The following is an 18,722-nucleotide window of genomic DNA, read 5'->3' as shown; positions in this document are numbered from 1 at the left end:
TTAACCTCCTGTTGTTTTTAGGTTAACATTATCGTAGCGAAAATATTTACTTGTTGTCAATCAAAATATTTTGATAAAAAGGCTTTAAATAGTCTCTTAGCAACGTATATGGAATATGAAATTGCGGGATTCCGCTTGAATAAGGAGCAATCTCATATAAAGGGAAATAAATCACAAGATTATCTGGTTCTAAAAAATAGTGAAACTTTTTTGTGCTCGTTACTTTTTCGACTGCATCAGGAAAATAAATGCCTTCATTTTGTTTAATTTGTCTTACAATCTCCGTACGAATTATTTCTTTATATGTATCCTCTTGTTGAAATAAATCGTCTAAGTGTAATAACTTTTTTTCGTTTAAATCAAATGTATTTGCTTTCCACGTATAAAGTCCATGCGCTCCGCCTGTATATTGATAGTAATTCACATATAGACTTAGAAAAGGTCGTTTGTTTAAAGCTACTTTATAGTCAACATTTGCAACGTATGGATGGAAAGGGGTACTAGATCCTTCTGTTTCTTTATAATATTTCTTTGCTTCTTTTTCTAATTTACTTTTAAATTTGGCAGTAGAGTTTTTGTAATAGAAATTCAGCTTATTTTGAAATTTTGAGTCAGAAAAGTTGTGAAAGGAAGGCCTATTAATTTGATATTCTATATAAGGTTTCTTACCTTTTTGCGTTACAGTCTGAACATCGATTGTCAGGTTAGATGCTTTGGCTGCTAGTGCACAATTTGGTACAATAGTCAGCAAGGAGAATATAAGCGATAGTATACAAAATTTTTGTTTCATTTAGGTGAAACCTCCTTATATAAGTGTTATAGGTAGTTTGAAATTAAACAGGTAAAAATATACATTTGATTAAAAGTGAGGAAAAGGGGGAAACGATATGTCAAAAACTTTAATGGATTCGCTTGGAATTGAGTTGTTAGAGATGACAGAAGATAAGGTGGTTGCTACGATGCCTGTTGATGAGCGTACGCATCAGCCATTTGGATTTTTACACGGTGGTGCATCGGTTGCATTAGCAGAAACGGTAGCAAGCGTTGGTTCATACAATTTAATTGATCAAGAGAAATGTATTTGTTTTGGTTTAGAAATTAATGCAAATCATATTCGTTCAAAGAAAGATGGAATTGTAACAGCGATTGGGACACCTATACATAGAGGGCATTCAACAATGGTTTGGGATATTCGTATCATTGATGAAAATGATGACTTATTATGTATTTCAAGATGTACAGTAGCTATTAAAGAAAAACGTGAAAAATAGAAAAGAGGCTGCTCATTAGAGCGGCCTCTTTTTTATAATTAGAACTGGATTTTCTTCTCTAAGAAACCTTTTAGTTCGCTAATTGGCATACGAACTTGTTCCATTGTGTCGCGGTCACGTACTGTAACAGCTTTGTCTTCAACTGAGTCGAAGTCATAAGTGATACAGAATGGTGTACCAATTTCGTCTTGACGACGGTAACGTTTACCGATAGAACCAGTTTCATCAAAGTCTACCATGAAGTCTTTAGCTAGTTCTGCGAATACTTCAGTAGCGCCTTCAGATAGCTTTTTAGATAATGGTAAGATTGCTGCTTTATATGGTGCTAAAGCAGGGTGGAAACGAAGAACTGTACGAGAATCGTTTTCTAATTGCTCTTCTTCATATGCATCACATAAGAATGCTAATGTTACGCGGTCAGCACCTAAAGATGGCTCGATGCAGTATGGTACGTAACGCTCATTCGTTTGTGGATCGATATAGTTAAAGTCTTCGTTAGAGTGTTCCATGTGACGTTTTAAATCGAAGTCTGTACGAGATGCAACGCCCCATAGTTCGCCCCAACCGAATGGGAATTTGAATTCAATATCAGTTGTTGCGTTACTGTAGTGAGATAATTCCTCTTCACCGTGGTCACGAAGACGCATGCTTTCTTCGTGCATACCAAGTGAAAGTAACCAGTTCTTACAAGTTTCACGCCAGAATGCGAACCATTCTAAATCTTCACCAGGCTTACAGAAGAATTCAAGTTCCATTTGTTCGAATTCACGTGTACGGAATGTGAAGTTACCAGGTGTGATTTCGTTACGGAAACTTTTACCGATTTGGCCGATACCAAATGGAAGTTTTTTACGCATAGAGCGTTGTACGTTTTTAAAGTTTACGAAAATACCTTGTGCTGTTTCAGGACGAAGGAAGATTTCGTTTGTGCTAGATTCTGTAACACCTTGGAATGTTTTGAACATTAAGTTGAACTGACGGATTTCAGTGAACTCTTCACTACCGCAATCAGGACATTTTACTTCATGTTCTTTCATTAAGTCAGCCATTTGGTCGAAAGTAAGACCGTCAACAACCATTTCGATGCCTTTTGCATCTAATGCATCTTCAATTAATTTGTCAGCACGGTGACGAGCTTTACATTTTTTACAGTCGATCATTGGATCGTTGAAGTTACCAACGTGACCAGAAGCGATCCAAGTTTTTGGGTTCATTAAAATAGCTGCATCTAAACCAACGTTGTGTGGAGACTCTTGAATGAACTTTTTCCACCAAGCTTTTTTAACGTTATTTTTTAATTCGATTCCAAGTGGACCGTAATCCCATGTGTTTGCAAGACCACCGTAAATTTCAGAACCAGGGAAAACGAAACCGCGATGTTTCGCTAAGTTTACAACTTGTTCCATTGAATACATAATAAAATCCTCCTTTTGAAAGTTAACGTATTTGCGATGACGTACTCTGGTACTTGTGAAACGAGCAGTATATGCTTTAAAAAACATAAAAAAACGCTCATCCCAAGGCTTATTCGCCTAGGGACGAGCGTTTGCCCGCGGTTCCACCCTAGTTGATGTACAAAATGCACATCCACTTTATAATGTATTGCTCGAGACTGCCGTTTCCTTGCTGCTTCAGGCTTTCACTATCCCCAAATCGCTTTTTGTGCAAGTACTTATAAGTCCGTCATCGCTACTTATATTAATAATAATGAACATATTCTAACACGTTCTTTTTTAAATCTCAATAGAGGAACGTGTCTATCTATGATAGAGTCTCGCCTATTTTTTCATTATTTATTCCATAGTTTTGTTTAATGTGTTTAATAGCTTCACGTTTACTGAGCGGGGCAAGTTCGTTAGTTTGAACGTATTCCCATACTACATCTGGCTTTGTTTTTGCGTATTCACGAAGGACCCAGCCAATCGCTTTTTGAATGAAAAATTCTTTTGAAGAATGTAGTTGTCCGATAATCCAGAAAAGAAGTTCTTCATCCATCTTTTGTTTATATTTTAGCTGGAATAAAATTGCGGCACGTTGTAACCATATGTTTTCTGATGCAATCCACTTTGGAATATATGCAGAAATTAATTCTGGATGTTTTAAAAAGATACCACCTAAAAAGGTAGGAACGATGCTATCTACAGAATCCCACCAAGATTTCGTGACAATAAGTTCTTCTAGAAATGGGATATGAGTTTCATTTATATGCTTTTTATATTTTTGCATAATATCAAGTGCAGCTGCCTGAAATTCACGTTCTGGTAAATCCCAAAGCTCACGTACGATAATTTGGAAGTCTTTTTTATCTGGGAGAGTATGTATTTGAATAACGTCTTTTAATAATTGTCTTCTTTCAGGTGTTTGAATACCTAGAAAAGGGAAGTGATTTTTCATATAACGTGCCATCGGTTCTGCTTTTTCGGGATTTTGATGAGCTGTAAAATGCTCTTGTAATGCCTTTACAAATGGATGCATAGGTATGTGCTCCTCTCTTATTATTTTTCTTCTCTTATTATACAAAGAGTTTGGGTGAATTTTAAAACATAACTTGCACTGTAATGAAATATGTTGAGAAGAGAGAGGAGAGGATAAGATGGAAGATCAAGGCGTACTAGCAGGTTTCTTTGCTCTTAGCTTTGCGTTTATTCTTGTTATAATAATTTGGGCAATTATTTCGTACTTGTTAACGGCTTTTGCACTCTATACGATGGCGAAAAATGACGGGGCGACGGATGGTGTTCTTGCTTTTATTCCTTTTTTAAATAGTAAGACATGGGGGGACTTAGCGAAAGATAAATTGCCGGATTTCTTGAAAGAAGAAGCAGGGTGGAAAGTATTCGGTATATATGTCGCATGCTTTATTTTTAATTATGTACCAATTATAAGTCTGCTAGCAGCGGCTGTGTCGATTGTACTGTCTATTTATCTCATTTACGCTATTTTGGACAGATATGGAACGAATGCGATATTATTTACGATTATTCATGTAATCACATTTTCGGTTTTCTTGCCGATTCATTTATTCATTATTCGAAATGAGCCGATGAGGTATAACGAGTAACTTTTCCAAAAATCGGTACTGAATGAGACATAAAAAAGCGCCCTGCTTAACAGGGCGCTTTTTCTACTACATAAGGTAGCGGAAATAAATGTAAATGTGAGAAATGATTAATGAAACGATCATAATGGGGAAGCCGACTTTAAGGAATTCCATGTAGCTGAATTTATGCCCCTCACGACTTGCGATTCCGGCTACGATTACGTTAGCAGAAGCCCCAATTAATGTTCCGTTTCCACCTAGGCAAGCACCTAATGCTAATGCCCACCATAGTACGTCGATTTGTGCATCAGAAGGTGATAAACCTAGCCCAACTGCCATATCGTTAATAAGTGGGATCATTGTTGCAACGAATGGAATGTTATCGATTGTTGCAGAGGCGATACCAGATACCCATAGAATAAGGATAGATGCTTGAGAAATATCCCCGCCTGTTATTCCGATTACTTTTTGAGCTAACGTTTTGATAAGACCGATATCGATAAGTCCTCCAACGAGTACGAATAGTCCCGCGAAGAAGAAGATTGTTACCCATTCTACGCTAGCGAATACTTCTTCAATTTCATGTTCTTTCACACCGATTAACATAAGGACAGTAGCACCAGTTAAGGCGATGATAGCTGCATCAATATGGAAAATAGAATGAGTCATGAAACCTACAATCGTAAGTCCAAGTACTGTTAAAGATTTTTTCATTAATACTGGGTCTTTAATGTATTGTTTTTCATCTAAGCTCATTAATTTCTTAATTTGTACAGGATCAGCAATTAATTGCTTACGGTACATGAAGTAAAGCATTGTTGCTGTTACTGCAATGATAATAATTACAATTGGTGCTAAGTTTAGTAAGAAAGCATTGAAATCTAAATGCTTATTTGCAGAACCAATCATAATATTTGGTGGATCCCCAATTAATGTTGCTGTTCCTCCGATATTTGAAAAAATAATTTCAGAAAGTAAATATGGAACAGGATTTACTTGCAAGATGCGCGTAATAGATAAAGTAACTGGAACAACAAGAAGTACTGTTGTAACGTTATCTAAAAATGCGGAGCCAAGCGCGGTAAGTAAGGAAAGTGAAATTAAAATTTTAATTGGATTTCCTTGTGCTCCTTTTGCGGCTTTAATGGCAACGTATTGGAAGACACCTGACTTACTTGTAATGTTTACTAGTATCATCATACCGATGAGTAACGTAATAGTTCCCCATTCAATATGTTTCGTAAAGGCATTGTGTAAGTCAACGACCCCTGCAATTACCATGAATGCTGCACCAAGAAGTGCGATGACAGCACGGTTAATTTTTTCAGAAATAATAATGGCATATGTAATTAAAAAGACTGCGATAGCGAAATAATACTGCCAGTTTGCGAGCTCTTGCGTTGTTTCATGCAAAACTCTCATCTCCTTTCATTCACTTTTCTTAGTGTGTCAAAAAATTAACTAGATGAAACACACATAACGCCATTATAAAGTAGAAAAATGGCGGATGTAAATGAAAGGGTTTATTTTGTCATATTTTCTGCATAGGTCATTTTTTCTTATTTTTAAAAATATTTGTGGGCATTTGACATATATATAAGATACATCCAATCTGAATATTTCAAATGGAATCAGCATTCGAGCTTGTTCGTGTAGGAGTGTCAAATAGAAAGGAATGACAAAGATGATAAGGAAGGGATCGTATGGATGAACAACGATTTTTATTTTTAGACTTTGAGTTTACGATGCCCCAGCATAGAAAAAAGCCAAAAGGTTTTTTCCCGGAAATTATTGAGGTAGGACTCGTTTCAGTTGTTGGTTGTAAGGTGGAAGATACGTATGCATCACATGTCAGGCCAAAAACATTTCCGTCCTTAACGGATCGATGTAAAAAATTTTTAGGAATTAAACAGGAAGTAGTGGACAAAGGAATTTCTTTTCATGAACTTGTTGAGAAACTTGCAGAATATGAAAAGAGGTGTAAACCGACAATTGTAACGTGGGGAAATATGGATATGAAAGTCTTAAAGCATAACTGCGAAATGGCGGGTTTAGAATTTCCATTCTTTGGACAGTGTCGTGATTTATCGCTTGAGTATAAGAAGTTTTTTGGAGAGAGAAATCAAACAGGGCTGTGGAAAGCAATTGAGGCATATGGAAAAGCAGGAACAGGAAAGCATCATTGTGCGCTTGATGATGCGATGACGACATATAATATTTTTAAATTAGTAGAAAAAGATAAAGAGTATTTAGTCAAACCAGCACCTCCGACATTAGGCGAACTTGTTGATTTTTCGAAAGTGTTAAAGAACGTGAGTACACAGTAACGACCAAATTGCACAACATGTAATTTGGTCGTTTTGTTTTTTAAAGTTTGTAATCTTGCTTCAATTGCTGAAGTGTTTCTAGACTACGCCCCGCAAAAGGTGAATCATCTTCAGAAAATGAATTCATTTGTGTTTCTAATGCTAATTTTAGTGACTTTGTATAATCCGGAATTTCTCCTTCATATTTTTTCACCATTTGCTCTGGAATGTTCGTCTGTTCACGAAAAGCTAAAGCGCGTCTTTCATGGAAGAATGGTACATCAGCTTGTTTTACATTATGTAAATCACCTTGCACCGGATGTTTTAAAACAGCTAATACTTTTACGACGTAACTGCCAGGACGGCTATTTGTAATTTCGCCTATGTATTTTCCCGTTTTATAAATACCCGTAACGATTTCACCAATTTCAAATGTTTCTCTCATATTTTTCACCTCAAGTTTATAGTAAGGAAAGTATAAGAAGGAGTCAAAGAAATCAGTTGATTTTTGAATGTCCTTGAGAATATGACAGGCTTCAACTATAATTTAAAATAATATGACAGAAAATTCTGATGCTAATTCTTTTCATAAATTCCCTGATAAGGAGTGTTTTATATGATGCCTTTATATTTTCCTGAAGATAAAACGGAGTATATTATTCCAGGTATTGTTTGCGTTCTATTTATCATTGGTGCCGTTGCTACATGGCGTATGTTTATTCGTGTATCAAAACGAGAAGCAGAGCGATTGCAGAAAGTAGAAGAAAAGCTTTTAGCTGAAAAGAAACAGTAATTCATTATTGTATGTTTCCCTTTATGCTCGGACAATCTAAGGGCAGAAAGTATTTTGGAGGGAATAGAATGAAAAAACGGCTTTTTTTCAGTTGTTGTTTATTATTTCTAATGGCGGGTTGTGACCAAGGGAAGCCGAAAGAAATTGATGTGAAATTACATAATGCTTCAGGTGATGAAGTGGGGACTGCAAAAGTAGTTCAGCAAACAAGTGGAGTGAAAATTACGATCAAAGCGGAAGGGTTTACACCAGGGCCACACGGGCTACATGTACACGAAATCGGAGAGTGTAAGGCGCCTAGTTTCGAATCATCCGGGAATCATTTTAATCCAGATAATAAAAAACATGGGCTCCTCAATCCGAAAGGTGCGGAAAATGGTGATTTACCGAATGTAGTGGCAGATGGTTCTGGAAAGATTAAAGCAGAAATCGATGCACCGCATATAACGCTTGAAGAAGGAAAAACGACGATTCATAGAAAAGATGGGGCGTCTATTATTATTACAGAAAACGCTGATGATGGCATGACACAACCAGTAGGAAAATCTGGTGACCGAATTGCTTGTGGTGTTATTGTTAAAAAAGCGTCGGATATGAAGAAAAAGTAGAAGCTACCGTGAAAGGTAGCTTTTGTTGTTATGAGAATGTATGGTGTAGTCTGTTTAAAATCTCTTCTAAAACAGATCGTGGGCAGCCGATGTTAATTCGGATATGGGCTTCCCCGCCTGTCCCGTATTTCTCACCAGGTTCAACGATGATTTTACCTTTCTCTTCAAGTAATGCTGTTCGTGCATCTTGAGAAAGGTTCAAGCGGGAACAATCAATCCACAGTAAAAAACTACCTTCTGGTTTAATTACAGAAAGAGCTGGTATGTGATTTTGAATATACTCACAAGCAAATTGAGCATTATCTTCAACGTACAATCGAATTTCATTTAGCCAATCATTACATTCTGTATACGCGCTTTGCATTGCTGTATAAGCAAATGTATTTAATCCGTGGAATCCTTGTCTATGTTGGATAGACATAAAGGCATTACGGAGATTTTCATTCGGAATAATAATGGTAGATGCTTGTAATCCTGCGATATTAAATGTTTTGCTCGGAGCCATACAAGTAATAGTGCATGCTGCTAATTCTTCAGATAAAGAAGCAAACGGTGTATGAGTATGGCCTTTATAAATAATATCGGCGTGAATTTCATCGGCGACAACGGTTACATTATACTGCGTACATAACGAACCGAGTTTTGTTAGTTCATCTTTCGTCCAAACACGTCCAATAGGATTATGAGGGCTACAGAGAAGCATTAGTTTTACACCTTGTTTAAATTGAGTTTCTAGATGCTCGAAGTCTATCTTATATGTGCCATTTTGTTTAAATAAGGGACTCTCACATAATTGTCTATTATTTGTTTTGACCATTTCAAAAAATGGTGGATAAATAGGAGGTTGTACGAGTACAAATTCTCCTTCTTGCGTTAATGCCTGTATGCTCGTACTAAGAGCTGGAACGATGCCTGCACTAAATACAATCCACTCTTTTTTTATATCCCAACCGTATTGGCTTTTTGTCCAATCGCAAATAATATCCCCAATATTTTCTGGAGGAATTGTATAGCCGAAAATAGGATGTTCTATACGCTGTTGTAATGCAGTTTGAATTGGTTTTGGTACTTCAAAATCCATATCTGCAATCCAGGAATGGAGAAGTTCTTCGTTTTTATATGTGTCCCATTTTGTGCTGTGTGTACCACGCCGATTTACCGTTTTATGAAATAGTTGCATATGTTTGCCCCCTTCTTCTGTAAAACCGTTAAGTTATGAAAGTTCTCTCTCTCTTCTTATAGAATAGCTGATGTGATAGGATAAAGAAAAGTATTAAAAAGTGAAAAGGCGGGGAATAGATGGGTGCATATGAAAAGATGATTGAGCTTGTGAAAAATTGGGACCCGTTTCAAATGGGACCGGAGTTTTATGAAACAGAAGCGAGCGATGTTGTGAACGTTGTAAGTGTGTTTGACGATCCAAAATATATCGCAAAGAAGATTCAACATATATACTTTATGTCTTTTGAGGAAGTACCTGCACTTGAAAAATGTGAGAAATTAGCTGTGGAGTTACTTGTACTAAAAGAGGGCGGAAGTTGTTCATTGTAGGCTGTCGGAATTTACGACAGCCTTTTTGTTTATTTTAGTTCGTTCGGATTGATTAAAGTTTGGCTTCACAGTGCGGAAAATGTCATGATTTCTTCATAAACATGCTCGGGCTTTTCTTCTGGTAGTAAGTGCCCTGTATTTTCGTAAGAGATAAATGTTGAATTAGGTAAATCTTTATGAAGACGGTGTCCTACATGTACAGGAACGACGCGATCTTTTTCACCCCAAATGAGTAATACTGGTGTTTCGATTTTTTGTAATTCGCTTGAAGATAGGTCACCTTCACGGTCTCTTATCATTCGAGTTAAGGCAGGGAATATACGATCATCATAAAAAGGGGCGGAGTAACCTTCTTTCATTTCATCGTCAATTAATGAGTGATCATGAACGACATTCATTAAGTTGTGAACAATACCGCGCCGTATAATCCAGTTCTTTACGTATAAATGAAAGAACGGTAAATAAGAAGTATACATTAAAGGTAAGTTTGCGCGTGCTAAATAGCTAGAGCTACATAGTAAAATCGTCTTTGAGATTAGTTCAGGACGTATACGGTTTACATAGAGAGAAATTTGCCCACCCATAGAATGACCAACTAATACAATATTTGAGAGCGATAAATGTTCAATTAAATCGATAATAATTGTTGCTAAATTGTGATAAGAATACTTAAAGAGATGAGATTTATCACTTTTTCCGAATGGTGGTAAATCAAGGGCGATTACTGTACCTTCCTTTGTTAGTAAAGGAATGAGCCGTCGATAGCTAAATGAGGAAGATAAGAAGCCGTGAACGAGTACGAAAGTAGGTCGCTCTTTTTTATTATTATGTTCATACAATTCGTAATGAATAGTAGTGCCGCGAGTGGAAAAAGTGAAGTAAGGACATTTGCATTCATGGTTCATTTTTTGTCACTCCATTGATTTTTGTTCATATCATCTCCAAGGGCGAAAAAAATATGTTAACAAAAAAAGGCAAGATGACATCGTCATCTTGCCTTTCGCTTATTTATCCCGCTATTTGTGGGAGTCTTACTGCCCGTAAGAGCCCGATTGGTGAGGGGTGATTAAAGTTTCACTTTATAATTACCTACGAACAATATTAGGTGGTGTTTTTCCTTGTAATCCTGCAACTAAATTTTCAGCAGCTGTCATTGCCATTTGTTGTCTTGTTTTTAATGTTGCAGATCCGATGTGCGGTAAAGTTACAACGTTTTGTAATGATAAGAGCGGATTATCTTTTTGGATAGGCTCTTGTGTAAATGTGTCGATACCGGCTGCAAATATTTGCTTTTCTGTTAATGCATGAATTAATGCAGTTTCATCTACTGTTTTCCCGCGAGAGGCATTAATGAAAATTGCTGTTTCTTTCATTAATGAAAACTCCTTCTCCCCGATAAGATGATATGTTTCATCTGTTAATGGCGTAAGAAGAATAATAAAGTCAGATTGTTTGATTAGAGTTTGTAAATCACAATATGTAGCATCAAATTTTTGTTCGGCTTCTTCTTTACGGCGACGGTTATAGTAAAGGACATCCATATCAAATCCAAATTTCGCTCGTTTTGCGACAGCTTCTCCGATTCGTCCCATTCCGATAATACCGATCGTACTATGATGTACATCTAGTCCGAAGTGTTCTTTTCCGATTTCAGCGTTCCATTCACCATTTTTTACATAGGAATTGAGTTCGCAAACACGGCGACCAGCAGATAACATAAGAGCAAAAACGAGGTCAGCTACTGTATCATCTAATACATATGGAGTATTCGTTCCGATAACATTTTTCTTTTCCATCGCTGTTAAATCAAAATTATCGTAACCAACAGAAATGTTACTCACTACTTTTAAGTTAGGAGCTACATCTAACAATTCTTCATTAATAGCAGATCCGAAATTTAATAACCCATCTTTATCTTTTATTTTCTCCAATAGAACATCACGAGGTACTTTCTCGTTTTGATCCCATTTATCAAAATCACAGTGTTCTGATAAATAGTTTTCTACAAATGTTGGAACTGGTTCGGCAATATATACTTTTGGTTTCACGGTTCCATCCCCTTTCCTCTTAATCCCGATTGGTGCAGCTGATAATCAGTGGGGATGAATAAAACCCCCGCTGATTAAAGTTTCACTTCATTTTGACATAATTCTCTAAAAAAATCTTCTTTTCAAACAGGAAAAGGTATTTGTATAATTTAGACACAAACGAAAAGGAAGGATGATTTATATGGTGACAGAAAAAGAATTAGAATTATTAGCTTGTCTTGAAAAGAGTAGTCGATTATCTGTAGATACATTAGCGAAGCTGTTAAATATAGAGGTAGAAGAAGTGAAGAAGATGGTTGCGAGATTAGAAAATGAAAAGATTATTGTGGATTATGTAACACATATTGATTGGACGAAGGTGAAAGAACATACAGGTTTAACGGCGATGATCGATGTGAAAGTTACGCCAAAGCACGACGTTGGGTTTGATGCGGTTGCTGAACAAATTTATCGTTATTCAGAAGTGAAATCCGTTTATTTAATGTCAGGGACATATGATCTTTCTATTACATTAGAAGGGAAAACGATGGGGGAAGTAGCGATGTTTGTTTCTGAGAAATTAGCAACAATTGAATCTGTCGTTTCTACAACTACTCATTTCATTTTGAAGAAGTATAAACATGAGGGCGTTATTTATGAAAAAGACGATGATGATAAGCGAATTGTGGTGACACCATGAAGCGATTTGAACTATCCAGATCAGCAGAATCTTTAAAACCATCTGGTATTCGGAAATTTTTCGATTTAGCAGCAAATATGAAAGGTGTTATTTCTCTCGGGGTAGGAGAGCCGGATTTTGTTACACCTTGGAATGTAAGGCAAGCATGTATTCGTTCTTTGGAACAAGGGTATACGTCATATACAGCAAATGCAGGATTATTGGAGCTCCGTCAAGAAATAGCAAAGTATCTAAAAAAACAATTTGCAGTATCTTATGATCCAAACGATGAAATCATTGTTACGGTTGGAGCAAGCCAGGCGTTAGATGTAGCGATGCGCGCCATTATAAATCCTGATGATGAAGTGCTCGTTATTGAACCGAGCTTCGTTTCTTATGCACCGCTTGTATCATTAGCTGGAGGAGTTCCAGTTCCTGTAGCGACTACTTTAGAAAACGAGTTTAAAGTACAACCAGAACAAATTGAAGCGGCTATTACAGCGAAAACAAAGGCAATATTACTTTGCTCCCCCAATAACCCAACAGGTGCAATGTTAAACAAATCTGAATTAGAAAGGCTAGCAGTTATTGTTGAGAAGCACAATTTAATCGTATTATCTGATGAAATTTATGCAGAGCTTGTATATGACGAAGTGTATACAAGTTTCGCGAGCATTCAAAACATGCGTGAACATACGATTTTAATTTCAGGATTTTCAAAAGGATTTGCGATGACAGGATGGCGTCTTGGGATGATTGCAGCCCCTGTACAATTTTCAGAATTAATGCTCAAAATCCACCAATATTCAATGATGTGTGCACCAACGATGTCTCAATTTGCAGCACTTGAAGCATTACGTGGGGGAAATGATGAAGTAATTCGAATGAGAGATAGCTATAAGAAACGCCGTAACTTTATGGCGACATCTTTCAATGAAATGGGCTTAACATGTCATGTACCAGGCGGGGCATTTTATGTTTTCCCTTCTATAGCTTCAACCGGAATATCTTCAGCAGAATTTGCAGAACAATTATTATTAGAAGAACAAGTGGCTGTTGTTCCTGGAAGTGTGTTTGGTGAGAGTGGTGAAGGATTCATTCGTTGTTCATATGCAACATCGCTTGAGCAACTTATGGAAGCGATGAAGAGAATGGAACGGTTCATAGAGAATAAAAAAAGGACAAAACATAATACGTTTTGTCCATAAAAGGGGGGGAATACTAGAAAGCCATGTGTTAGTATTCTATCCTAATATTGGAGAATTATACGTATTGCAGGAAATTTTTTCGTGAATTTTGAATGAGTTCTATCATAGTGGTATAATTTACTAATATAAGGTGTGAGTATCCTAGGTATTTTACTTAAGGTACTTATTCACCAATCGGATATTTAATAATAAGTACATCTGTTTTGCAATCTACATTTGTAGAGAAAATGGTAAACGTATGGGAGTGTTTCATATGTCAGAACAATATACAACAGGAGTGGTTGTAACAGGGAAAGTGACTGGAATTCAAGATTACGGTGCATTTGTAGCGTTAGATGCAGAAACACAAGGACTTGTGCATATATCTGAAATTACAAATGGATATGTAAAGGATATTCATGACTTTTTGAAAGTCGGCGATACAGTAGAAGTAAAAGTACTTTCAATTGATGAAGAGCACAGAAAAATGAGTTTATCGTTAAAAGCGGCGAAAAGAAAACAAGGAAGGATTCTTATACCGAATCCATCTAAGGACGGATTTAATACGTTGCGAGAAAAGCTGACAGAATGGATTGAAGAGTCCGAGTTAACAAAGTAAAAGAGGAACGCATATGAGCGTTCCTCTTTTACTTTATCTTATGATATATATTTGCAAATATGATTGCATGCAATCATATTCGTATGTCGGAGGTGAAGAGGACATACTGGTTATCGAATTTCGTTTGTTTCTGGGTGTGTACCAAGATTTTCAGATGGTTTAAAGAGTAAACCAAGATTGATAAGCCCAGATATACCAACGATGCCGTAAATAATACGTGCGAGAGCTGAGTTTTGTCCGCCGAAAATGGCTGCTACTAAGTCAAACTGGAAGAACCCGATTAGTCCCCAGTTTACAGCACCAATTACAGTAAAGACTAATGCAATACGTTGCAATGTACTCATGAAAAAGCCCCCCTTAATTGTGAAGCATGAGCAAGAGCTGAGTTAATCAACTCTTTTATAGAATGGTGCAGTTATGTTGTTTTTATACATAAAAAATGTGTTTAAAAAGGATGTATATACATCTATACCGAAAAAAGCGAATTTTTATGCAAAAAATGAACTTTTTCTAAAAAATATATATTGGTTACGTTTACAATTGTTGAATCGCTTGATTTACAACTTTAGTTTCGCTAAAGTGAATACAGAAATACATATACATAATTGGAGGGAAAAAGATGAGTACACATGTAACGTTCGACTATTCTAAAGCGTTATCCTTCATCAGTGAAAATGAACTAACTTATTTGCGTGATGCAGTGAAAGTAACACATCATGCAATCCACGAAAAAACTGGAGCTGGGAACGATTTCCTTGGGTGGGTAGACCTTCCGCTTCAATATGACAAAGAAGAATTTGCTCGCATTCAAAAATGCGCAGAAAAAATTAAAAATGACTCTGACATTTTACTTGTTGTAGGTATCGGTGGTTCTTACCTAGGAGCACGTGCAGCAATCGAAATGTTAAACCATTCTTTCTACAACACGCTATCTAAAGAACAACGTAAAACTCCACAAGTGCTATTTGTTGGACAAAACATTAGCTCCACTTACATGAAAGATTTAATGGATGTATTAGAAGGTAAAGACTTCTCTATTAACGTTATTTCCAAATCAGGTACAACAACAGAGCCTGCAATCGCATTCCGTATTTTCCGTAAGTTATTAGAAGAGAAATATGGAAAAGAAGAAGCTCGCAAGCGTATTTATGCAACTACAGATAAAGCACGTGGCGCATTAAAAACATTAGCTGATAACGAAGGTTACGAAACATTCGTAATTCCAGATGATGTTGGCGGCCGCTTCTCTGTATTAACGCCAGTTGGTTTATTACCAATCGCGGCAAGTGGCTTAAATATTGAAGAGATGATGAAAGGTGCAGCTGCTGGTCAGGATGACTTCGGGACATCAGAACTGGAAGAAAACCCAGCTTACCAATACGCAGTAGTTCGTAATGCCCTATACAATAAAGGGAAAACAATTGAAATGCTTGTTAACTATGAGCCAGCACTTCACTACTTCTCTGAGTGGTGGAAACAGTTATTTGGTGAAAGTGAAGGAAAAGATCAAAAAGGTATTTTCCCATCTTCAGCAAACTTCTCAACTGATTTACACTCATTAGGTCAATACATTCAAGAAGGTCGCCGTGATCTATTCGAAACAGTTCTTAAAGTAGGTAAATCTACACACGAACTAAAAATCGAATTAGATGACAACGATTTAGATGGATTAAACTATCTTGCTGGTGAAACGATAGACTTCGTAAACACAAAAGCGTACGAAGGTACATTACTTGCACATAGCGATGGCGGAGTACCAAACTTAATCGTAAACATCCCTGAATTAAATGAGTACACATTCGGTTACCTTGTATACTTCTTCGAAAAAGCATGTGCGATGAGCGGCTATCTATTAGGCGTAAATCCATTTGACCAACCAGGAGTAGAAGCATACAAGAAAAACATGTTTGCTTTACTTGGTAAACCAGGATTTGAAGAATTAAAAGCAGAATTAGAAGAGCGTTTAAAATAAAAAAACTGTTGGGGACGAGCCCCCAACAGTTTTTTTTGTGATTTTTTGGCGAGTAACTTACATTCTGTGTTGAATCTCATATATATTCAGAATGGAATGGACATGCTAAAGGAAAAGTCTAGGAGGGATGGGCTTGATTCCGATTCAATCAAATTTAGAAGGAAGTACATATGCGTTATATAAGTTAGAAGAGGTTATGAAACCACTTGGATATAGTATTGGCGGCAATTGGGATTATGATAAAGGATGCTTTGATTATAAAATCGACGAAGAAGAAGGGTATCAATTTTTACGCGTACCATTTACAGCGGTGGATGGGGAACTAGATGTGCCTGGTGTAATAGTCCGTCTTGAAACACCGTATATTCTTTCGCACGTATATCAAGACGAACTAGATGATAATGTTAATGCTTTAACAGCTGGAACGAGTGGATTGGATCAATTTGCGGAGCCGCAAGATCCAGATGGAGATGTGAAGAGAAAGTATGTCAATATTGGTAAAGTATTGGTACAAGAACTAGAAAATCATTTTTTTAATGGTGAATAACAATGAGTATGTCGCTTTCGATAAGAATGGAAGAATGAACTGGATTGATCATATATTGCTCGTCGCGCTTTACACCTAGTAAGAGAATGTTTTGCTTTAAAAGAGTATAGCTACAATTTGCAAAGGTTTGTCCGGTGCAGGACGAAGGGAGATCCATCAGTTGTAATTTGTTATCAGAGATTTCATTATAAAGTGAGAATAGTACACCTGAAATGGAAGGGAATAAAAGAGATGCGGTAAATACATAGCTCGTTAATTTATTTCCTTCTATAATTTCTGATGCACCAGCTCTCGTTGCGTTTTGGATTTGTTCAGAAGTAAGAAGTTCAGCGATGCAGTGAATATTTGGGTTGAGCCCTTTTGCAGTTAAAATATTTAAAATGGACTGTGTATCAGCTAAGCTTTCATTTTTTTCTTTATCTGCTGTTATTAATATAGTGTGAGCCGTTGTAATATTAGCTTTTAATAACGTTTGATCGTGATGGGGGCAACCCTTTATAAATTCTAAATGATGAAATGGTTTTGGAAGTAAAGAAAGTGTTTCATCAATTAAAACGATATCAAGGTTTGGTTGTAATACGTGCATTTGTTTTACAACGTGTTTTGCCCGTTCGTTCCAGCCGACAATAATCATATGGCCGTTAGAAGTCGCAGCTTCTTCTCCTTTAATCTTCATATATTGTTTACTAATCATTTCAGTAGCGAACAGAACCATATAATAAGAACAAAATCCGGTTCCTAATAGAATAATACCGATACCAATAAGTTTTCCTATCGTTGTATGGGGGGCAAAATCGCCGTATCCAACGGTGAAAATGGTGACGATTGACCACCAAACCCCGTCGAACCATGTGGTGAAGTGAGCTGGCTCGAGTGTATGTATAAGAAAGCCAGAAAAAGCAGTAAGTACAATGATAAAACAGATTAAACGAAAAATAATGGAATCACGAAATGTATCTACTAAATTTGGACGGGATTTCAAACTATTATTCCTCCTTACTTTGCAGGACTACATTCATTGTTACCATTATAGAAAAAAGAAAAACTCTCTAATTAAAAAGAGAGTTTTTTCATCTTACATACTTTCTACTTCAGTTTGTTGAACACTTTCAAGGTGCTGAAGAGCATAATAAACATCAGCAGTATGTCTTTTTTGATCGATAGACAATTTCAAATGTAAATAGTGCGAACCATTTTCCAATGTTTTGAGCTTCATGTTCTTAACTTTTATATCCATTTCTTTTATTTCTTCAATTACAATTGGGATATTGTCCATATTTCGTACAACAAGTTTTACTGCGATATCACGTTGACGAAATGATCTAGGACCGATGAATTTCATCGTTAATGGTATAAGTTCTACACTAATCATAAGGAAACACATTCCAAAAATCGCTTCAATATAGAATCCGGCTCCAACGGCAATACCAATACCAGAAGCACCCCAAATCATGGCGGCGGTCGTTAGTCCTGCAATGCTATCGTTCCCTCTGCGTAAAATAACGCCGGCACCTAAAAAACCGATTCCTGATACAATTTGTGCAGCGAGTCGAAGTGGATCCATATTCATATGATCGGTATGCGGTAAGTTGTAAGCTGCTTTAATAGAAACAATCGTCAGGAGGCAACTAATTATAGAAATAACTAAACACGTTTTTAAACCAAGTGGTTTACGTTTTAATTCGCGCTCTAAACCGATGGCGAATCCTAAAATAGCCGAAAGACCTAGTTTAATTAATAAGTCGGCATAGTCCATATATATTCCTCCCTGTATGATATGATATATGAATAAAACATTTATATAGTAAGAAATGTTTTTGGGTAGAGTGACTTTATATAGAATATATGTAGGAAACTCTTAGAAATGAAAGGGATATTTCGTTTAAGTATATGATATTAAAAAAGAAATGTAGTTAGTTTTAAAAAAGTTTTCAAAAGGTGTTGCATTTCATTTTTCTGCATGATATATTAATAACCGTCGCTGATGCGGAAACGCAGAAAACGACAAAAAAGAAATTAAAAAACTTAGTTGACATCGAAAAACGAAGATGTTAACATAAGGAAGTCGCAAATGAGCGACCAAGTAGTTCTTTGAAAACTGAACGAAACAAACAACGTGAAC

Annotated in this window: 22 protein-coding genes; 11 read left to right on the top strand and 11 right to left on the bottom strand. The window is 36.5% G+C overall.

Going from position 1 to position 18,722, the window contains the following annotated elements; translation table 11 throughout:
- Positions 1 to 46: 46 nt before the first annotated feature.
- A complete protein-coding gene (locus LUS72_RS24475; protein WP_097832232.1) occupies positions 47 to 790 on the bottom strand; it encodes a DUF3298 and DUF4163 domain-containing protein in 744 nt (247 codons plus the stop codon).
- A gap of 97 nt (positions 791 to 887) precedes the next feature.
- On the opposite strand from LUS72_RS24475, the gene LUS72_RS24470 reads away from it, so the two are divergent.
- The gene (locus LUS72_RS24470) at positions 888 to 1,271 is read left to right on the top strand and encodes a hotdog fold thioesterase (RefSeq protein ID WP_016093481.1); all 384 of its coding nucleotides are present in this window, start codon (positions 888 to 890) and stop codon (positions 1,269 to 1,271) included.
- A gap of 38 nt (positions 1,272 to 1,309) precedes the next feature.
- Here the strand turns inward: LUS72_RS24470 and LUS72_RS24465 are convergent, their stop codons facing one another.
- Positions 1,310 to 2,686 carry a glycine--tRNA ligase gene (locus tag LUS72_RS24465; RefSeq protein ID WP_000287143.1) on the bottom strand — a complete coding sequence of 459 codons (1,377 nt, stop codon included), beginning with the start codon at positions 2,684 to 2,686 and terminating at the stop codon, positions 1,310 to 1,312.
- Between the two features lie 346 nt (positions 2,687 to 3,032).
- On the bottom strand, positions 3,033 to 3,746 hold the full coding sequence (locus tag LUS72_RS24460) for a DNA alkylation repair protein (protein WP_097832233.1): 714 nt from the start codon (positions 3,744 to 3,746) through the stop codon (positions 3,033 to 3,035).
- 118 nt (positions 3,747 to 3,864) lie between these two features.
- On the opposite strand from LUS72_RS24460, the gene LUS72_RS24455 reads away from it, so the two are divergent.
- Entirely contained in the window at positions 3,865 to 4,332 is a 468-nt protein-coding gene (locus LUS72_RS24455) for a hypothetical protein (RefSeq protein ID WP_097832234.1), read from the top strand.
- 66 nt (positions 4,333 to 4,398) lie between these two features.
- Here the strand turns inward: LUS72_RS24455 and LUS72_RS24450 are convergent, their stop codons facing one another.
- Positions 4,399 to 5,724, bottom strand: a complete 1,326-nt coding sequence (locus LUS72_RS24450; RefSeq protein WP_141533512.1) for an ArsB/NhaD family transporter — start codon at positions 5,722 to 5,724, stop codon at positions 4,399 to 4,401.
- A gap of 290 nt (positions 5,725 to 6,014) precedes the next feature.
- On the opposite strand from LUS72_RS24450, the gene kapD reads away from it, so the two are divergent.
- The gene (gene kapD, locus LUS72_RS24445; RefSeq protein ID WP_097832236.1) at positions 6,015 to 6,638 is read left to right on the top strand and encodes a 3'-5' exonuclease KapD; all 624 of its coding nucleotides are present in this window, start codon (positions 6,015 to 6,017) and stop codon (positions 6,636 to 6,638) included.
- Positions 6,639 to 6,678: 40 nt separating this feature from the next.
- On the opposite strand, the gene LUS72_RS24440 is transcribed toward kapD, so the two are convergent.
- Positions 6,679 to 7,062, bottom strand: a complete 384-nt coding sequence (locus tag LUS72_RS24440; RefSeq protein WP_097832237.1) for a kinase-associated lipoprotein KapB — start codon at positions 7,060 to 7,062, stop codon at positions 6,679 to 6,681.
- 171 nt (positions 7,063 to 7,233) lie between these two features.
- Between LUS72_RS24440 and LUS72_RS24435 the strand changes: the two genes are divergently transcribed.
- The gene (locus LUS72_RS24435; RefSeq protein WP_000982763.1) at positions 7,234 to 7,410 is read left to right on the top strand and encodes a hypothetical protein; all 177 of its coding nucleotides are present in this window, start codon (positions 7,234 to 7,236) and stop codon (positions 7,408 to 7,410) included.
- Positions 7,411 to 7,478: 68 nt separating this feature from the next.
- Complete coding sequence (sodC, locus tag LUS72_RS24430) at positions 7,479 to 8,018, top strand: superoxide dismutase [Cu-Zn] (RefSeq protein ID WP_097809341.1); 540 nt, start codon at positions 7,479 to 7,481, stop codon at positions 8,016 to 8,018.
- 28 nt (positions 8,019 to 8,046) lie between these two features.
- On the opposite strand, the gene LUS72_RS24425 is transcribed toward sodC, so the two are convergent.
- A complete protein-coding gene (locus LUS72_RS24425) occupies positions 8,047 to 9,198 on the bottom strand; it encodes a MalY/PatB family protein (protein WP_097832238.1) in 1,152 nt (383 codons plus the stop codon).
- Between the two features lie 119 nt (positions 9,199 to 9,317).
- On the opposite strand from LUS72_RS24425, the gene LUS72_RS24420 reads away from it, so the two are divergent.
- Positions 9,318 to 9,569, top strand: a complete 252-nt coding sequence (locus LUS72_RS24420; protein ID WP_097832239.1) for a YugE family protein — start codon at positions 9,318 to 9,320, stop codon at positions 9,567 to 9,569.
- 65 nt (positions 9,570 to 9,634) lie between these two features.
- Here LUS72_RS24420 and LUS72_RS24415 read toward each other — a convergent pair whose 3' ends face one another.
- Positions 9,635 to 10,474: an alpha/beta fold hydrolase gene (locus LUS72_RS24415; RefSeq protein WP_097832240.1), complete on the bottom strand. Its 840-nt coding sequence runs from the start codon at positions 10,472 to 10,474 to the stop codon at positions 9,635 to 9,637.
- 180 nt (positions 10,475 to 10,654) lie between these two features.
- Complete coding sequence (locus LUS72_RS24410) at positions 10,655 to 11,647, bottom strand: 2-hydroxyacid dehydrogenase (RefSeq protein WP_097832241.1); 993 nt, start codon at positions 11,645 to 11,647, stop codon at positions 10,655 to 10,657.
- Positions 11,648 to 11,798: 151 nt separating this feature from the next.
- Here LUS72_RS24410 and LUS72_RS24405 point away from each other — a divergent pair, with 151 nt between their 5' ends.
- From LUS72_RS24405 to yugI, 3 genes are all read left to right on the top strand, one after another.
- Positions 11,799 to 12,296 (top strand): Lrp/AsnC family transcriptional regulator, encoded by a 498-nt coding sequence (locus tag LUS72_RS24405; protein WP_141533511.1) that lies wholly within the window; start codon positions 11,799 to 11,801, stop codon positions 12,294 to 12,296.
- On the top strand, positions 12,293 to 13,483 hold the full coding sequence (locus tag LUS72_RS24400) for an aminotransferase (RefSeq protein WP_097832243.1): 1,191 nt from the start codon (positions 12,293 to 12,295) through the stop codon (positions 13,481 to 13,483). Before LUS72_RS24405 ends, LUS72_RS24400 begins: the two co-directional genes overlap by 4 nt.
- Positions 13,484 to 13,736: 253 nt before the next feature.
- Complete coding sequence (gene yugI, locus LUS72_RS24395) at positions 13,737 to 14,081, top strand: S1 domain-containing post-transcriptional regulator GSP13 (protein ID WP_000003767.1); 345 nt, start codon at positions 13,737 to 13,739, stop codon at positions 14,079 to 14,081.
- A gap of 110 nt (positions 14,082 to 14,191) precedes the next feature.
- On the opposite strand, the gene LUS72_RS24390 is transcribed toward yugI, so the two are convergent.
- Entirely contained in the window at positions 14,192 to 14,425 is a 234-nt protein-coding gene (locus LUS72_RS24390; RefSeq protein WP_000105788.1) for a DUF378 domain-containing protein, read from the bottom strand.
- Between the two features lie 275 nt (positions 14,426 to 14,700).
- Between LUS72_RS24390 and LUS72_RS24385 the strand changes: the two genes are divergently transcribed.
- Positions 14,701 to 16,053 carry a glucose-6-phosphate isomerase gene (locus tag LUS72_RS24385; RefSeq protein ID WP_097832245.1) on the top strand — a complete coding sequence of 451 codons (1,353 nt, stop codon included), beginning with the start codon at positions 14,701 to 14,703 and terminating at the stop codon, positions 16,051 to 16,053.
- A 133-nt stretch (positions 16,054 to 16,186) separates the two neighbouring features.
- Positions 16,187 to 16,600: a YugN-like family protein gene (locus tag LUS72_RS24380; protein WP_141533510.1), complete on the top strand. Its 414-nt coding sequence runs from the start codon at positions 16,187 to 16,189 to the stop codon at positions 16,598 to 16,600.
- Here LUS72_RS24380 and LUS72_RS24375 read toward each other — a convergent pair.
- Positions 16,587 to 17,582, bottom strand: a complete 996-nt coding sequence (locus LUS72_RS24375) for an ion channel (RefSeq protein WP_097832247.1) — start codon at positions 17,580 to 17,582, stop codon at positions 16,587 to 16,589. The two genes, LUS72_RS24380 and LUS72_RS24375, sit on opposite strands and share 14 nt — an antisense overlap.
- 93 nt (positions 17,583 to 17,675) lie before the next feature.
- The gene (locus LUS72_RS24370; protein ID WP_097832248.1) at positions 17,676 to 18,356 is read right to left on the bottom strand and encodes an MgtC/SapB family protein; all 681 of its coding nucleotides are present in this window, start codon (positions 18,354 to 18,356) and stop codon (positions 17,676 to 17,678) included.
- Positions 18,357 to 18,722: the final 366 nt, after the last annotated feature.

Source organism: Bacillus cereus, from assembly GCF_025917685.1.
Taxonomy (GTDB): Bacteria; Bacillota; Bacilli; order Bacillales; family Bacillaceae_G; genus Bacillus_A; species Bacillus_A cereus_AT.
This window is presented reverse-complemented; position numbering and strand designations above follow the sequence as displayed.

What these genes read in the sequence shown, in the direction of transcription:
- LUS72_RS24385 (WP_097832245.1), top strand. Translation starts at nt 14,701, where the DNA reads ATGAGTACACATGTAACGTTCGACTATTCTAAAGCGTTATCCTTCATC.
- LUS72_RS24370 (WP_097832248.1), bottom strand. Translation starts at nt 18,356, where the DNA reads ATGGACTATGCCGACTTATTAATTAAACTAGGTCTTTCGGCTATTTTA.
- LUS72_RS24460 (WP_097832233.1), bottom strand. Translation starts at nt 3,746, where the DNA reads ATGCATCCATTTGTAAAGGCATTACAAGAGCATTTTACAGCTCATCAA.
- kapD (WP_097832236.1), top strand. Translation starts at nt 6,015, where the DNA reads ATGGATGAACAACGATTTTTATTTTTAGACTTTGAGTTTACGATGCCC.
- LUS72_RS24465 (WP_000287143.1), bottom strand. Translation starts at nt 2,686, where the DNA reads ATGTATTCAATGGAACAAGTTGTAAACTTAGCGAAACATCGCGGTTTC.
- LUS72_RS24470 (WP_016093481.1), top strand. Translation starts at nt 888, where the DNA reads ATGTCAAAAACTTTAATGGATTCGCTTGGAATTGAGTTGTTAGAGATG.
- LUS72_RS24400 (WP_097832243.1), top strand. Translation starts at nt 12,293, where the DNA reads ATGAAGCGATTTGAACTATCCAGATCAGCAGAATCTTTAAAACCATCT.
- sodC (WP_097809341.1), top strand. Translation starts at nt 7,479, where the DNA reads ATGAAAAAACGGCTTTTTTTCAGTTGTTGTTTATTATTTCTAATGGCG.
- LUS72_RS24425 (WP_097832238.1), bottom strand. Translation starts at nt 9,198, where the DNA reads ATGCAACTATTTCATAAAACGGTAAATCGGCGTGGTACACACAGCACA.
- LUS72_RS24475 (WP_097832232.1), bottom strand. Translation starts at nt 790, where the DNA reads ATGAAACAAAAATTTTGTATACTATCGCTTATATTCTCCTTGCTGACT.
- LUS72_RS24435 (WP_000982763.1), top strand. Translation starts at nt 7,234, where the DNA reads ATGATGCCTTTATATTTTCCTGAAGATAAAACGGAGTATATTATTCCA.
- LUS72_RS24415 (WP_097832240.1), bottom strand. Translation starts at nt 10,474, where the DNA reads ATGAACCATGAATGCAAATGTCCTTACTTCACTTTTTCCACTCGCGGC.
- LUS72_RS24405 (WP_141533511.1), top strand. Translation starts at nt 11,799, where the DNA reads ATGGTGACAGAAAAAGAATTAGAATTATTAGCTTGTCTTGAAAAGAGT.
- LUS72_RS24440 (WP_097832237.1), bottom strand. Translation starts at nt 7,062, where the DNA reads ATGAGAGAAACATTTGAAATTGGTGAAATCGTTACGGGTATTTATAAA.
- LUS72_RS24390 (WP_000105788.1), bottom strand. Translation starts at nt 14,425, where the DNA reads ATGAGTACATTGCAACGTATTGCATTAGTCTTTACTGTAATTGGTGCT.
- LUS72_RS24455 (WP_097832234.1), top strand. Translation starts at nt 3,865, where the DNA reads ATGGAAGATCAAGGCGTACTAGCAGGTTTCTTTGCTCTTAGCTTTGCG.
- LUS72_RS24420 (WP_097832239.1), top strand. Translation starts at nt 9,318, where the DNA reads ATGGGTGCATATGAAAAGATGATTGAGCTTGTGAAAAATTGGGACCCG.
- yugI (WP_000003767.1), top strand. Translation starts at nt 13,737, where the DNA reads ATGTCAGAACAATATACAACAGGAGTGGTTGTAACAGGGAAAGTGACT.